We start from the raw sequence: 13,144 nt of genomic DNA, 5'->3' as shown, positions 1-13,144 counted from the left end.
CCCCCGAAACGCCCCAAAACCCCAAGAGTTCCAAGCGTCCCGAGAACCCCGAGGCCGCCCGCCGCCGCCGGAAGCTGGTCGAACTCGGCCGCCCCTGGCTGCTGCTCGCGCCCGCGCTCGCCGTCCTCGCGGCCCTGCTGCTCTGGCCGCTGATCCAGGTCGGCAAGCTCTCGCTGCAGGACTACGAGGTCAAGTTCGGCGGCGGCGTCGGCACCTTCACCGGCCTCGACCACTACGCCGACCTGCTCACCAGCAGCCTCCTTTGGCAGACGGTGCTGCCCAACACGGTGTTCTTCGCCGTCGCCTGCGTCGGCCTGACCGTCGCCCTCGGCACCGCCGTCGCCCTGCTCCTCAACCGGCTCGGCGCCACCTGGCGGCTCATCTGCTCGGTCGCGGTCCTCGCCGCCTGGGCGATGCCCGCCGTCACCGGCACATACGTCTGGATCTGGCTGTTCCAGCCGCAGGACGGGCTGGTCAGCCAACTCGCGGGCGCCGTCGGCCTGATCGACCCGGAGACCACCAACTGGTTCACCGAACGGCTGCCGTTCTACGCCATCGCCACCCTGAACGTCGTCCACCACGGCTTCCCGTTCGTCGCCATCACGGTCTTCGCCGGGCTCCTCACCATCCCGAAGGAGCTGTACGAGGCGGGCATGCTCGACGGCGCCAACGCCTGGCAGCGGTTCTGGAAGATCACCGTGCCGACCATCAAGCCGGTCTTCCTCGTGGTGACGATCCTGTCGACCATCTGGGACTTCAAGGTCTTCACTCAGATCTTCGTGATGCCGGGCGGCAACGGCTCCAACCCGGACGTCTACAACCTCGGCGTCTTCTCGTACATCGAGGCCTTCGCCAAGAACGACTACGGCACCGGAGCGGCCGCCGCCGTCCTGCTCACGCTGCTGCTGCTCGCCATCACGATCGTCTACATCCGGACCCTGTTCCGGCAGGGAGAGGAGGAGCTGTGACCGTGCGCCGTCTCGGGCTCGCCGCCGCCGTCGCCGCGCTCCTCGTCTTCGCGCTCTTTCCCGTCTACTGGATGGTGTCGACGGCCTTCGACCCGAAGGCCCTGACCCGCGGCTCGGACCTGCTGCCCAGCGGATTCACCCTGGAGCACTTCCAACTCGTCTTCGAGCGCGGCAACTTCGGCACGTACCTGCTGAACTCCGCGATCGTCGGCGGCGCGACGATCCTCGCCGCGGGGCTGCTCTCGCTGTTCGCGGCGGTCGCGGTGGCCCGGTTCAAGTTCCGCTTCCGCACCTCCGTACTGATCATGATTCTGGTCGTGCAGATGGTGCCGCTCGAAGCCCTGGTGATCCCGCTGTTCATCCAGATGCGGGACTACGAGATGCTCAACTCGCTGCTCGGCCTGAGCGTCGTCTACATCGCGCTCTCGCTGCCGTTCGCCATCTGGACGCTGCGCGGCTTCGTCGCCACGGTGCCCAAGGAGGTCGAGGAGGCGGCGTACATCGACGGGGCGTCCTGGCCGCGGATGTTCTGGTCGGTGCTGCTGCCCCTGGTCGCGCCGGGCCTGGTCGCCACGTCGATCTTCGCGTTCATCACCGCGTGGAACGAGTTCGTGTTCGCGTACACCTTCATGAAGGGCAGCGACAAGTACACGGCGGCCGTGGGCATTTACCAGTTCTTCGGCGAGAACTCCACGGCCTGGGGCCCGGTGATGGCCAGCTCCACGCTGGTCACCGTGCCCGTGATGATCTTCTTCGTGGTGGTCCACCGCAGGCTCGGCTCCGGCCTCGCGGCAGGAGCCGTCAAGGGCTGACCCGCCCCGCGACGCGCGTGGGCCCCGCCGGCCGGCGGGGGCCACACGCGTTCCGCCCGCCGTCAGGCCGTCATGCCGCCGTCCGCCGCGAACTCCGTACCCGTGATGTACGAGGACGCCTCCGACACCAGGAACAGCACCAGTTCACCGATCTCGTCCGGCCGTCCGGTGCGGCCCAGCGGCACATGCGACCAGTCCCGGCCCGCCGTCGCCTCCGCGATCATCGGGGTGTCGATCGCGCCCGGGTGCACCGAGTTCACCCGGATACGGAACGGCGCCAGGTCGAGCGCCGACGACCGGGTCAGACCGCGAAGCCCGAACTTGGTCGAGCCGTACGCCGCGTGGCCGGGTATCCCCTTGAGCCCCGCCGTCGACGAGATGTTCACGATCGACCCGCCGCCCGCCTCGCGCATGGCCGGCACCACCGCCTGGACGCCCAGGAACGGCCCGAGCAGATTGACCCGCAGCAGCGTCTCGAAGTTCTCGTACGTCTCCTCCGTCACCGGCGCCGTACGCCACAGCGCGGCATTGTTGACCAGCGCGTCGATCCGGCCGAAGCGGTCCACGGCGGCGGCCACCACACCCGCCCAGCTCTCCGCGTCGGACACGTCATGGCGTACGAAGAGTCCCTGGTCACCGAGGGACGCGGCGACCTCGCGGCCCTCCTCCTCCAGCAGGTCCGTCACCACCACGCGGGCCCCGGCCTCGGCGCAGAGCCGGGCCTCCGCCGCACCCTGGCCACGGGCCGCGCCCGTGACGATGACCGTGCTGCCGTTCAACGTGATCATTCCCGTACTCCTCGATCGCCGACATCGCCGTATGTGACTAAGCCGTATGTGACTAATAGGCATAGTCGTGGCCCGGTGCAGGAACCTCAACCGGTGGGCGCCGTACGCTTGTTCATGTCTTCCGAGCACAGGAGCAGCCGTATGCCCGCCGCCATCAGCCTGCGCAAGGTCGAGGAGACCGCGCCCGCGCTCGTCGACCTCTACAAGCACGCGGGCGCGAGCCTCGCCGAGCACGGCCTCGGCTCGACCCGCGCCGCCGTCTACCTGGTGCTCGACCACTCCGGTTCGATGCGCCCCTACTACCGCGACGGCAGCGTCCAGGCGCTAGCGGAACGGGTGTTGGGGCTCTCCGCCCACCTGGACGACGACGGGCGCGTGCCCACGGTGTTCTTCTCCACCGACATCGACGCAGTCGACTCCATCGGCCTCGACGACCACCAGGGCCGCATCGAGCGGATCGTGTCCCGGCTTGGGCACATGGGGAAGACCAGCTACCACCTGGCGATGGACGCGGTCATCGACCACTACCTCGACAGCGGCTCCACGGACCCGGCGTTCGTGGTGTTCCAGACCGACGGCGGCCCGATCAGCCGCCCGGCCGCCGAGCGCTACCTCTGCAAGGCCGCGAAACTCCCGCTGTTCTGGCAGTTCATCGGCTTCGGCGACCCGGGCAGCAAGCAGTTCGACTTCCTCCGCAAGCTCGACGACCTCCCGGTCCCGTCCCACCGCGCCGTCGACAACGCCGGCTTCTTCCACGCGGGCGAAGACCCCCGCACGGTCCCGGACGCGGTGCTTTACGACCGGCTCGTGGCGGAGTTCCCGCAGTGGCTCGCGGCGGCGCGGGCGCGGGGGATCGTGCCGGCCGCACCGGACCGCTCGGGTACAACCGGGGCATGATCTACCACGTCGTCACGTCGGCCGACTGGGCCGCCCACCCCGGCCGGCCGTACGCGCCCGCCTCCCTCGCAGAGGACGGCTTCGTCCACTGCGCCCCCGACGAGCCGGTCACCCTCGCCGTCGTGAACGCCTTCTACCGGGACGCCCCGCGACCGCTCCTCGCGCTCCTCGTCGACGAGGAGCGGCTCACCGCCGAGTGCGTCTTCGAGGCCGCCGACCCCGCCCCGCCGCCGGGCGTCGCGGACGGTGTGCGCTTCCCGCACGTGTACGGGCCGCTCGACCGTGCCGCCGTCACGCGCGTCCTCGAGGTCCGGTGGGACAAGGACGGCCGCGCCGTCGCTCTGGCCGACGACAATGGGCCCGTGCCGAAAAGCGATCCGACCGTCAAGAGTGCCGCCAAGAAGACCGCCGCCAAGAAAAGCGCGGCCAAGAAGAGTGCCGTGAGCGCGTCGCCCGAGAGGCGGCGCGAACTTCTCGCGACCGCCGCCGATGTCTTCGCCGAGCAGGGCTACAACGCCACCACCGTCCGGAAGATCGCGGACGAGGCGGGCATGCTCGCGGGCAGCCTCTATTACCACTTCGATTCCAAGGAGGCGATCCTCGACGAGATCCTCTCCGCCTTCCTCGACGAACTCTGGGAGGGGTACGACGCGGTCCTCGCCGCCGGACTCGGCCCGCGCGAGACCATCGAGGCCCTCGTCACCGAGTCCTTCCGGGAGATCGACCGGCACCGCGCCGCCGTCGCGATCTACCAGAAGGAGTCCAGGCACCTCGCCCGCCAGCCCCGCTTCAGCTACCTCGCCGCGTCCCAGGAGAAGTTCGAGAAGGCCTGGCTCGGCACCCTGGAACGCGGCGTCGCCACCGAGGACTTCCGCGCCGACCTGGACATCCGGCTCACCTACCGCTTCGTCCGCGACACCGTCTGGGTCGCCGCGTCCTGGTACCGGCCCGGCGGACTGCACAGCCCGGAGGAGATCGCCCGCCAGTACCTGTCGATGGTCCTGGACGGCATCGCCGTACGCGCCTGAAACCGTTTTTGTGCGGCGGAGCTCCGTCTTTGTACGGCGGAATCCCCGTGTTCGTACGGCGGAACCCCGCCCCCGGCCCGGTGCGTGACCTGGGCCACGGGGGTGGGCGCGGAGACGTGCTAAGGTGACTGCGTTGCAGTTTTGGTACCCATGAACTTTATGTGCGCCTGACGGGAATGTTCCTCAGGCGCCTTTTTGTTTTCCGGCCGTTCCGGTTTCATTCCGGCCGCTCCGGACGGGGCTTAACGCGCGACACGAGGCCTGCACAGGGTGGGCCTCTTGATCGGCCCTATTACAAGGAGAAAAAAATGGCTACCGGAACCGTGAAGTGGTTCAACTCGGAAAAGGGCTTCGGCTTCATCGAGCAGGACGGCGGCGGCGCCGACGTCTTCGCCCACTACTCCAACATCGCGACCCAGGGCTTCCGTGAGCTTCAGGAAGGCCAGAAGGTCACCTTCGACGTCACGCAGGGCCAGAAGGGCCCGCAGGCGGAGAACATCCTCCCGGCCTGACGCTCGGGGGATTCAGTATCCCGTGGCCGGGGCCCGCACCGCTTGGTGCGGGCCCCGGTCTCTGCGGTCCTCAGGTAGAGGACCCCAGGCTCCAGGAGGGCATCATCGGCACGACCAGCTCCGCACGTCCCGCCCGCGGCACGAGGAACGGCGGCAAGAACACCCGGCGCAAGCCGGCCGCAGGCCGCACAGTTCCCACGCAGGGCGAGTTCGCAGTACCGGAGTCGGTCACGCCCGCGCTGCCCGCCGTCGCGTCCTTCGCCGAGCTCGGCCTGCCCGCCGAGCTCCTCACGACTCTTACGGAACAGGGCGTCACCGAGCCCTTCCCGATCCAGGGCGCGACTCTCCCCAACTCTCTCGCGGGCCGCGATCTGCTCGGCCGCGGCCGCACCGGCTCCGGCAAGACCCTCGCCTTCGGCCTGGCCCTGCTCGCCCGCACCGCGGGCCGGCGCGCTGAGCCCAAGGCGCCGCTCGCCCTGGTCCTGGTGCCCACGCGTGAGCTGGCCCAGCAGGTCACCGACGCCCTCACCCCGTACGCGGGGGCCCTGCGGATACGTATCGCCACCGTCGTCGGCGGTCTGTCGATCAGCCGCCAGGCCAGTGCGCTGCGACGCGGCGCCGAAGTGGTCGTGGCCACGCCGGGACGGCTCAAGGACCTCATCGACCGCGGCGACTGCACGCTCGGTGACGTGTCCATCACCGTCCTCGACGAGGCCGACCAGATGGCCGACATGGGCTTCATGCCGCAGGTCACGGCGCTGCTCAAGCAGGTCGAGCCGGACGGGCAGCGGCTGCTTTTCTCCGCGACGCTCGACAAGAACATCGACCGTCTGGTGCGGATGTTCCTCAGCGACCCGGTGGTGCACTCCGTCGACCCGTCCGCGGGCGCCGTCGTCACCATGGACCACCATGTGCTGCACGTCGCCGACGAGACCGACAAGAAGGCCGTCGCCCTGCGGATCGCCGCCCGCGACGGCCGGGTCATCCTCTTCGTCGACACCAAGCGCGCCGCCGACCGCTTCGCGAAGCGGCTGCTCGGCCAGGGCGTTGCCGCCGCGGCACTGCACGGCGGACGCTCCCAGTCGCAGCGCAACCGCACCCTGGACCAGTTCAAGACCGGCGTGGTCACCGCGCTCGTCGCCACCAACGTCGCCGCGCGCGGCATCCACGTCGACGACCTCGACCTGGTCGTGAACGTGGACCCGCCCGTCGACCACAAGGACTACCTGCACCGTGGTGGCCGTACCGCGCGTGCGGGCGCCTCGGGCAGTGTCGTCACGCTCGTACTGCCCGAGCAGAAGCGCGAGATGAGCCGGCTGATCTCGGTCGCCGGAGTCAACGCGGCCACCGCGCGGATCCGGTCCACGGACGAGGAGCTCGTCCGCATCACCGGGGCGCGCGAGCCCTCCGGTGTGCCGGTGATCCTCCCGTCGCCCGCGCCGGAACAGCCCGCGCGCAGCGGTTCCGGGGCCTCCGGGTCGCGGCGCCGCAGGTCCGGTTCGGGCCCGCGCACCGGTTCCGGTGCCGCTTCGGGTGCGCGTACGGGTTCCGGTGGCGGTCGCGGCAGGTCCGGCTCGGGCTCCGGCGCGGCCGGCGGTGGCTCCGGTGCGGGTCGTGCCGCGGGCTCGGGGAACGCCGGTGGCGCTTCGGGTGCGGGGCGCGGACGGTCCGGGGGCGGTTCCCGGGCGGCCGGTAACGGCGCCAACTCCGATGCGTCCAGGCGTAGTTCGGGCCGCGGTCGACGCCCGCAGGCCGGTGGATCGCGTACGGCTGCCTGATCTTTTCGAAAAGTCCCGCCCCCGCCTGGCCCATGTGGCCGGGCGGGGGCGGGACTTTTTCGTACCCGCCGCGACTAGTCGATCAGTCGGTCCCGCAGCGCGGCGACGGTCCGGCTGTCCAGGCCGAGGCCTTGGGTGAGGTAGCCGCCGAGGCCGCCGTACTCCTGTTCCGCCTGGTCGAGCGCCGCTGCCAGGTAGTCCTTGCGGACCTCCTGCACCGGGATCAGCAGATCAGGGTTCTGCATCAGGCCCGCCGCCTTCAGGGCCTCCCTGGTGCGCCGGTCGGCCTCGGCGCGGAAGGTGTTGGAGAGCAGGAAGTCCTGCTCCGCCACTCCGCCCGGCACTCCCACGGCCCGTAGTACGAGCCAACTCGTCCAGCCCGTACGGTCCTTGCCGGACGTGCAGTGGTACAGGAGCGGGCCGGAGTCCGGGGCGGCCAGGTCGCGCAGGGTCGACGCGAAGTGGCCGCGGTTCGTCGGATCGGTGACGAAGGTGCGGTAGATCCGGCGCATCAACTCCTCCGCCCGGCCCCCGCCCAGCGCCTCCTCCTGGCGCACGGGGTCCCGTGAGCCGATCACTTCGAGGAGTTGTGCGTACAGGCCCAGGTCGCTGACCGGGCGGGACACGGAGGGGACGCCCGCGGGGAGCCGGTCGGGGCCGTTCTGCTGGAGCTCGAACGGCACCCGGAAGTCGACGACCCGGGACAGGGCGAGCCCGGCGAGCACCGTGACGTCGGCGTCGGTGAGCTTGCCGAGTTCATCGGCGCGGTAGACCCGGCCGTACCGGACGGCGGCGCCGTCGTAGGTGCGGTAGCCGCCCAGGTCGCGGACGTTGACCGCGCCCTGGAGCGGGATGTGCCGGACCGTGGACCGGGTGCGGGCCGTGGCCTGGGGGGCGAGGGCGGCTGCGGACAGGGAGAGAGCGGCGGTACTCAGCAGAGCGCGTCGCGTGAGGGACATGGCTGAACTCCCGTACGGGGAGAGGGAATCACCCTGGTGTCGGCAGGGTGCCGAGCGTGTGCAGGGAACGGAGTGTGGCCTCGGCCTCGGCCATGACGCGGTCGACGAGCTCCGCGCAGGACGGCAGGTCGTCGATGACGCCGGCGACCTGTCCCGAGGCCATCACTCCGAGATCGGTGCGGCCCTCGACCATCGCGGCCTTGAGCAGCATCGGGGTGTTCGCGGCGAGCAGCACCTGACTCCAGGTCAGCTCCTTGCCGTGTTTCATCGCCAGACCGTCCCGGACCAGTTGCGGCCAGGACTGCCCGGAGATCCTTCGGAAAGCGGCGGCGTGCCGGACGGCCCGCAGCAGCGTGCGGGTGCGGCCCGCGCTCTCCAGTGAGTCGACCAGTTCGGTACGGAGCATCCGGTGCGGAAGCCCGTCCACCGCGGTGGTGACCGTCACGTCCTTCACGGTCGCCGCGAGATAACGGGCCTTCACCGCGTCCGGCACCGTCGAGTCGGAGGTCAGCAGGAACCGCGTACCCATCGCGACACCCGCCGCGCCGTGGGCGAGCGCTGCGACCAGGCCGCGCCCGTCGTGGAAGCCGCCCGCCGCGATCACCGGGATGTCCACGGCGTCGACGACCTGCGGGAGCAGCACCGTCGTCGCCACGTCCCCGGTGTGGCCGCCGCCCTCGCCGCCCTGCACGATCACCGCGTCCGCGCCCCAGGCGGCGACCTTCTCGGCGTGCCGCCTGGCCCCGATGGACGGGACCACGACGACGCCCGCGTCCTTGAGCTCGGCGATCAGCTCACGGGACGGGGCGAGCGCGAACGAGGCGACCTTCACTCCCTCGTCGACGATCACCCGTACCCGGTCGCGCGCGTCGGCCGCGTCCGCCCGCAGGTTCACGCCGAACGGCGCGTCCGTACGGGACTTGACCTCCCGTACCGCCGCCTTCAGCTGGTCGAGGGGCATCGTCGCGGAGGCGAGGATGCCGAGGGCGCCCGCGTTCGCGGTGGCGGCGACCAGGCGGGGTCCGGCGACCCAGCCCATGCCGGTCTGCACCAACGGGTGCCGGACGCCGACGAGTTCGGTGAGCGGGGTGCGCAGGGTGGGCGGCGTGTTCAGCGTGCGCGGCGTACTCATCGGGTCGGCACCTCGCGGTCCCGCAGGCCCTTCGGGTCGAGCACGTCGCGGATCAACTCCCGCTCGTGCGCGGTGGGTTCACGGGTGTACGGCACCTCGTCGGGGATCACCAGATCGAAACCGGTGGCCGCCTGGACCTCCTCGACCGTCACCCCCGGGTGCAGCGCGGCGAGGCGCATGGCGTGGTCGGGGGTGGCGAAGTCGAAGACGCCGAGGTCGCTGACCACGCGCGGCAGCCGGTGGTAGCGGGCGCCCTCCGCACGGTCGTAGCCCACCCCGCTCACCATGTCGACCCGCTCCACGAAGACCCGCCGGGAGTGCTTCGGGATCCAGTAACTCACCGGATTGTTCAGGGTGTTGACCGGTGCGCCGCGCACGCCGAGGAGCTGGCGCTTGGGCCGGTCCCAGTCGCCGATGCAGGAGATGTTCTGGTTGCCGTACCGGTCGATCTGGCTGGCGCCCATCATCACGTGCCGGCGGCCGCCCGTGACCATCGTCAGATGGCGGCGGTACGGCAGCCAGCCCTCGACCGTCCCGTCGATGCCGACGAGCATCGCCTCCCCGTCGGTGAGCAGCAGATCCGGCGCGAAGGTGCGCTTGGCGAGCCGGGCGCCCACCGACGGGACCAGGCCCATCGGGCTGGCCAGGACCTCGCCGTTGTCACGCCAGGCCTCCGCGCAGGCGATCACGCAGTACTCGGCGCGGCTGACCGGTGCGGAGGTGCCGGTGGCCGTGGTCGTCTCGGTGCTCAACTCTGCTCCTTGTGCCAGGCCTGGACGGCGGTCTGATACGTGTGCTCGCTGCCCCCGGAAAGGAAGCGCTCGGCGAACTCGGCCCATGGCGTCGTCGCGTACAGCTTCTGGAAGGGCTCGTCGCGTCCGTAGTCCGGCACGCAGGACGTGAAGTGCGCGCCGTTCGGGGTCTCCACGACGCCGGTCACGGTGTGCCGGCTGATCAGCAGGGTCTGCGGGGCGGCGTCCTTGGTGAGGTCGGCGGTCTCCACGATCTCCTCGCAGGAGACGTACGCCGCGTCGGCGGCCTCGCAGAACAGGTCGTCGAAGTACGGGTCGGGGCCCAGGTACTGGGCGTTGCCGTGCCGGTCCGAGCGGTTCATGTGCACGAACGCGGCGTCCAGGCGCAGGGCCGGTACGGCTACGAACTCCTCGCCCGCCGAGTCGTCCTCGTAGGGCGAAGTGACCGTACGCAGCTCGGGGTTGACCCGCATCACGTCCGAGCCGACGCCCGCGCGGACCGGCAGGAACGGCAGCCGGTTGGCGGCCGCGTGCAGGCCCCACATGAACATCGCCTCGTCCAGCTCCGTGAGTTCCAGAGCACCGCTCTCGCGGGCGGCCCGGAAGTGGGGTTCGAGGGGGATCGAGTCGAGGGTCACGAAGGGGGTGACGAGGCGGCGGATCCGGCCCGCCGCGGCCAGGATGCCCACATCGGGGCCGCCGTACGAGACCACCGTGAGATCAGTGATCTCGGACCGGAGCAGTGCTCGCACCAGGGCCATGGGCTTACGCCGTGAGCCCCAGCCGCCGATGCCGAGCGTCATCCCGCTGCGCAGCCGGGAGACCACCTCGTCGGGAGTGGTTGTCTTGTCGGTCCTGTCGATCTTGTCAGTCCTGTCGGTCACTGGGTGTCCTCCTGTCGCGGCGAAGTCGAGCCGTTCGTGCCGAAGGTGTCGCGGACCCGGTCGGCGACCCCGCTGAGGTTCGCCTCGAAGGTGAAGCCCTGCTCGAAGCGGTAGCTGCGGTGGACGTCCACCGGGTCGATGCCGTTGATCGCGGCCTTGGCGAGCCGCAGCAGATAGCCGTCCTTACGGGCGATCTCGACCGCCAACTCCAGGGCGGCGTCGTCGAGTTCGGCGCTCGGCACGACCTTCCAGACCGAGCCGTGCGCGTGCAGTTCGGCCGCCGTGGCGGTGCGTGAGGTGTAGTACAGGGTGCGCATCAGGTGCTGCGGCACGAGCCGGGCCAGATGGGTGGCGGCGCCGAGCGCGCCCCGGTCGAGCTCGGGCAGGCCGAAGGTGGCGTCGTCGGAGGCCACGATCGCGTCGGCGTTCCCGACCAGGCCGATGCCGCCGCCCAGGCAGAAGCCGCGGACCGCGGCGACCATCGGCACCTCGCACTCGTAGACCGCCGCGAAGGCGGCCGCGCAGCCACGGTTGGCGCCGATCAGCGCCTCGTGCCCGGGGGTGCGCTGCACTTCCTTGATGTCGACGCCCGCGTTGAAGCCGCGGCCCGCCGCCGCGAGCACGACACAGCGGGTGCCGGGATCGCGCCCGGCGGCGGTGACCGCGTCCGCCAGGTCGTACCAGCCCTGTACGGGCAGGGCGTTGACCGGCGGGAAGTCGACCGTGACAAGAGCGACGCCCTTGTCCGGGGTCGAGGTGGAGACACCCATGAGAGGATCAACTACCTTTCCACCAAACATTTGTTAGGTAGGGAAGGTAGCAGCGAATGCGGACGGACGGGAGGGGCACGGCAGCTATGGACGACGAGCGGGACGCCAAGCGGGGCGAGAGGCGGGGCGAGAGGCGGGGTGGCGAGCGGGGTGACGGCCCGGACGGATCACTGCGCGGCCGCGTCGTGGTCGTGACCGGCGGCACCAGGGGCGTGGGCGCGGGCATCGCGCGGGCCTTCCTGCGGGCGGGCGCCGAGGTCGTGGTCTGCGCCCGCAGACCACCGGAGGCGGAGGCGGTGGTCGAAGCGGACGGCCGGAAGGCCGAGTTCATCCCCGTCGACCTGCGGGACCCGGCCGCCGTCGAGGGCTTCTTCGACGCGCTCGGCGAGCGGTACGGCCGCCTGGACGTGCTGGTCAACAACGCGGGCGGTACTCCGTACCGGCTGCTCGGCGAGGGCGGCGCGGAGCGGCACGCGCGTGTGCTGCAGCTCAATCTGCTCGCGCCGATGACGGCGACCCTGGCGGCGTACCCGCTGCTGCGGGCGGCGCGCGGCTGCGTGCTGATGGTCGGCAGCGTGAGCGGCGGCCGCCCCTCGCCTGGCACCGCCGCCTACGGTGCCGCGAAGGCGGGCCTGGAGAACCTCGCCGCGTCCATGGCCGTCGAGTGGGCGCCCGAAGTGCGGGTCAACACCCTGGTGTTGGGCATGGTCCGCACCGAGCTGTCCGCGCTCCACTACGGCGACGAGGAGGGGATCGCGGCGGTGGCCCGCACGGTTCCGCTCGGCCGGCTCGCCGAGCCCTCGGACATCGGGGACGCGGCGGTCTTCCTCGCCTCGCCCCGCGCCGGGTATGTCAGCGGGGCCGCGCTGCATGTGCACGGGGGCGGGGAATGGCCGGCGTTCCTGGACGCGGCCAATGTCAATCAGGGCGAGAGTCCGGATCGGTAGCTACGGGGTTGGCCGGGCCGCCGGTCACATCGACAGGTCGACAAGTCAGCGGGACAACTCAGCGGGACAAGTCAGCGGGACAACTCCCTTGGAGGGGACGGAACATGAGCGGAATCAGTGCGGGTCGGGTCGTCGTCGTCACCGGCGCGGGACGCGGACTCGGCCGGGCGCACGCCCTGGCCTTCGCGGCGGAGGGCGCCCGCGTCGTCGTCAACGACCTGGGCGTCGGCCTCGACGGCGCACCCGGGCCCGACAGCCCCGCCGCGCAGGTCGTCGAGGAGATCCGGGCGGCGGGCGGCGAGGCCGTCGCGCACGGCGGTGACATCGCCACGAGCGAGGGTGCCGCCTCCCTCATCGGTACGGCCCTCGACACGTACGGGCGCCTCGACACCCTCGTCAACAACGCCGGGTTCCTGCGCGACCGGATGCTCGTCAACCTCGACGAGGACGACTGGGACGCGGTGGTACGGGTCCACCTCAAGGGGCACTTCCTGCCGCTGAAGCACGCGGGCGCGCACTGGCGGGCGGAGGCCAAGGCGGGGCGTACGCCGGTGGCCCGGATCGTCAACACCAGCTCCGGAGCAGGGCTGTTGGGCTCCGTCGGACAGGGCAACTACAGCGCCGCGAAGGCCGGCATCCTCGGCCTCACGCTTGTCGCGGCGGCGGAGCTCGGACGGTACGGGGTCCAGGTCAACGCCCTCGCGCCGGCGGCGCGCACCCGGATGACCGAGGAGACCTTCGGTGACCTCGAAGCGGCGCCCGCGGATGTGTCGCCGCTGGTGGTGTGGCTGGGCTCGCCGTCCAGTGAGGGGGTGACCGGGCGGGTCTTCGAGGCGGAGGCGGGGCGCATCACTGTCATGGAGGGGTGGGCACCCGGGCCGACGGTGGACAAGGGGGCTCGGTGGACGCCTTCCGGG

General features: G+C 71.0%; 14 protein-coding genes and 1 pseudogene. 9 read left to right on the top strand and 6 right to left on the bottom strand.

Annotated elements, in window-relative coordinates; all coding sequences use genetic code 11:
- Together GUY60_RS23585 and GUY60_RS23580 are read left to right on the top strand one after the other, a co-directional pair.
- On the top strand, window positions 1-968 hold a 968-nt coding region (locus tag GUY60_RS23585), incomplete at its 5' end, for a carbohydrate ABC transporter permease (protein ID WP_223178725.1).
- Complete coding sequence (locus GUY60_RS23580) at window positions 965-1,780, top strand: carbohydrate ABC transporter permease (protein WP_161701048.1); 816 nt, start codon at window positions 965-967, stop codon at window positions 1,778-1,780. The genes GUY60_RS23585 and GUY60_RS23580, both read left to right, overlap by 4 nt.
- Before the next feature lie 62 nt (window positions 1,781-1,842).
- On the opposite strand, the gene GUY60_RS23575 is transcribed toward GUY60_RS23580, so the two are convergent.
- Window positions 1,843-2,568 (bottom strand): SDR family NAD(P)-dependent oxidoreductase, encoded by a 726-nt coding sequence (locus GUY60_RS23575; protein ID WP_161701046.1) that lies wholly within the window; start codon window positions 2,566-2,568, stop codon window positions 1,843-1,845.
- 141 nt (window positions 2,569-2,709) lie between these two features.
- Between GUY60_RS23575 and GUY60_RS23570 the strand changes: the two genes are divergently transcribed.
- The 5 genes and pseudogenes from GUY60_RS23570 (at window position 2,710) to GUY60_RS23555 (ending at window position 6,783) form a co-directional block, all read left to right on the top strand.
- A complete protein-coding gene (locus GUY60_RS23570; RefSeq protein WP_161701043.1) occupies window positions 2,710-3,465 on the top strand; it encodes a vWA domain-containing protein in 756 nt (251 codons plus the stop codon).
- Window positions 3,462-3,755, top strand: a pseudogene (locus GUY60_RS38570) (DUF952 domain-containing protein); the annotation flags it as partial. The gene GUY60_RS23570 and the pseudogene GUY60_RS38570, both read left to right, overlap by 4 nt.
- A gap of 150 nt (window positions 3,756-3,905) precedes the next feature.
- Window positions 3,906-4,493 (top strand): TetR/AcrR family transcriptional regulator, encoded by a 588-nt coding sequence (locus GUY60_RS23565; protein ID WP_312866398.1) that lies wholly within the window; start codon window positions 3,906-3,908, stop codon window positions 4,491-4,493.
- A 308-nt stretch (window positions 4,494-4,801) separates the two neighbouring features.
- Window positions 4,802-5,005 (top strand): cold-shock protein, encoded by a 204-nt coding sequence (locus GUY60_RS23560; protein WP_042152846.1) that lies wholly within the window; start codon window positions 4,802-4,804, stop codon window positions 5,003-5,005.
- A gap of 101 nt (window positions 5,006-5,106) precedes the next feature.
- Complete coding sequence (locus GUY60_RS23555) at window positions 5,107-6,783, top strand: DEAD/DEAH box helicase (RefSeq protein ID WP_161701054.1); 1,677 nt, start codon at window positions 5,107-5,109, stop codon at window positions 6,781-6,783.
- A 74-nt stretch (window positions 6,784-6,857) separates the two neighbouring features.
- On the opposite strand, the gene GUY60_RS23550 is transcribed toward GUY60_RS23555, so the two are convergent.
- From GUY60_RS23550 to GUY60_RS23530, 5 genes are read right to left on the bottom strand one after another with little or no spacing between them, the layout of a single operon-like run.
- The gene (locus GUY60_RS23550; protein ID WP_161701039.1) at window positions 6,858-7,742 is read right to left on the bottom strand and encodes a tyrosine-protein phosphatase; all 885 of its coding nucleotides are present in this window, start codon (window positions 7,740-7,742) and stop codon (window positions 6,858-6,860) included.
- Window positions 7,743-7,770: 28 nt separating this feature from the next.
- Window positions 7,771-8,838, bottom strand: a complete 1,068-nt coding sequence (locus GUY60_RS23545; protein ID WP_161701052.1) for an NAD(P)H-dependent flavin oxidoreductase — start codon at window positions 8,836-8,838, stop codon at window positions 7,771-7,773.
- 32 nt (window positions 8,839-8,870) lie between these two features.
- Complete coding sequence (locus tag GUY60_RS23540; protein ID WP_246235510.1) at window positions 8,871-9,626, bottom strand: CoA-transferase subunit beta; 756 nt, start codon at window positions 9,624-9,626, stop codon at window positions 8,871-8,873.
- Window positions 9,623-10,510 carry a CoA transferase subunit A gene (locus GUY60_RS23535; RefSeq protein ID WP_376771311.1) on the bottom strand — a complete coding sequence of 296 codons (888 nt, stop codon included), beginning with the start codon at window positions 10,508-10,510 and terminating at the stop codon, window positions 9,623-9,625. Before GUY60_RS23535 ends, GUY60_RS23540 begins: the two co-directional genes overlap by 4 nt.
- On the bottom strand, window positions 10,507-11,280 hold the full coding sequence (locus tag GUY60_RS23530; protein ID WP_161701035.1) for an enoyl-CoA hydratase family protein: 774 nt from the start codon (window positions 11,278-11,280) through the stop codon (window positions 10,507-10,509). The genes GUY60_RS23535 and GUY60_RS23530 overlap by 4 nt, the downstream gene beginning before the upstream one ends.
- A 170-nt stretch (window positions 11,281-11,450) precedes the next feature.
- On the opposite strand from GUY60_RS23530, the gene GUY60_RS23525 reads away from it, so the two are divergent.
- Window positions 11,451-12,227 (top strand): SDR family oxidoreductase, encoded by a 777-nt coding sequence (locus GUY60_RS23525; RefSeq protein WP_376771312.1) that lies wholly within the window; start codon window positions 11,451-11,453, stop codon window positions 12,225-12,227.
- A 104-nt stretch (window positions 12,228-12,331) separates the two neighbouring features.
- Window positions 12,332-13,144, top strand: an 813-nt coding sequence (locus GUY60_RS23520; RefSeq protein ID WP_161701031.1) for an SDR family oxidoreductase, incomplete at its 3' end; no start/stop codon positions are given.

It is taken from the genome of Streptomyces boluensis, from assembly GCF_009908195.1.
Taxonomy (GTDB): Bacteria; Actinomycetota; Actinomycetes; order Streptomycetales; family Streptomycetaceae; genus Streptomyces; species Streptomyces boluensis.
Note: the sequence above shows the minus strand (reverse complement) of the source record. Positions and strands in the feature narration are given on the sequence as shown.

Coding starts and splice junctions, on each gene's coding strand:
- GUY60_RS23575 (WP_161701046.1), bottom strand. CDS start 2,568: ATGATCACGTTGAACGGCAGCACGGTCATCGTCACGGGCGCGGCCCGT.
- GUY60_RS23570 (WP_161701043.1), top strand. CDS start 2,710: ATGCCCGCCGCCATCAGCCTGCGCAAGGTCGAGGAGACCGCGCCCGCG.
- GUY60_RS23560 (WP_042152846.1), top strand. CDS start 4,802: ATGGCTACCGGAACCGTGAAGTGGTTCAACTCGGAAAAGGGCTTCGGC.
- GUY60_RS23550 (WP_161701039.1), bottom strand. CDS start 7,742: ATGTCCCTCACGCGACGCGCTCTGCTGAGTACCGCCGCTCTCTCCCTG.
- GUY60_RS23530 (WP_161701035.1), bottom strand. CDS start 11,280: ATGGGTGTCTCCACCTCGACCCCGGACAAGGGCGTCGCTCTTGTCACG.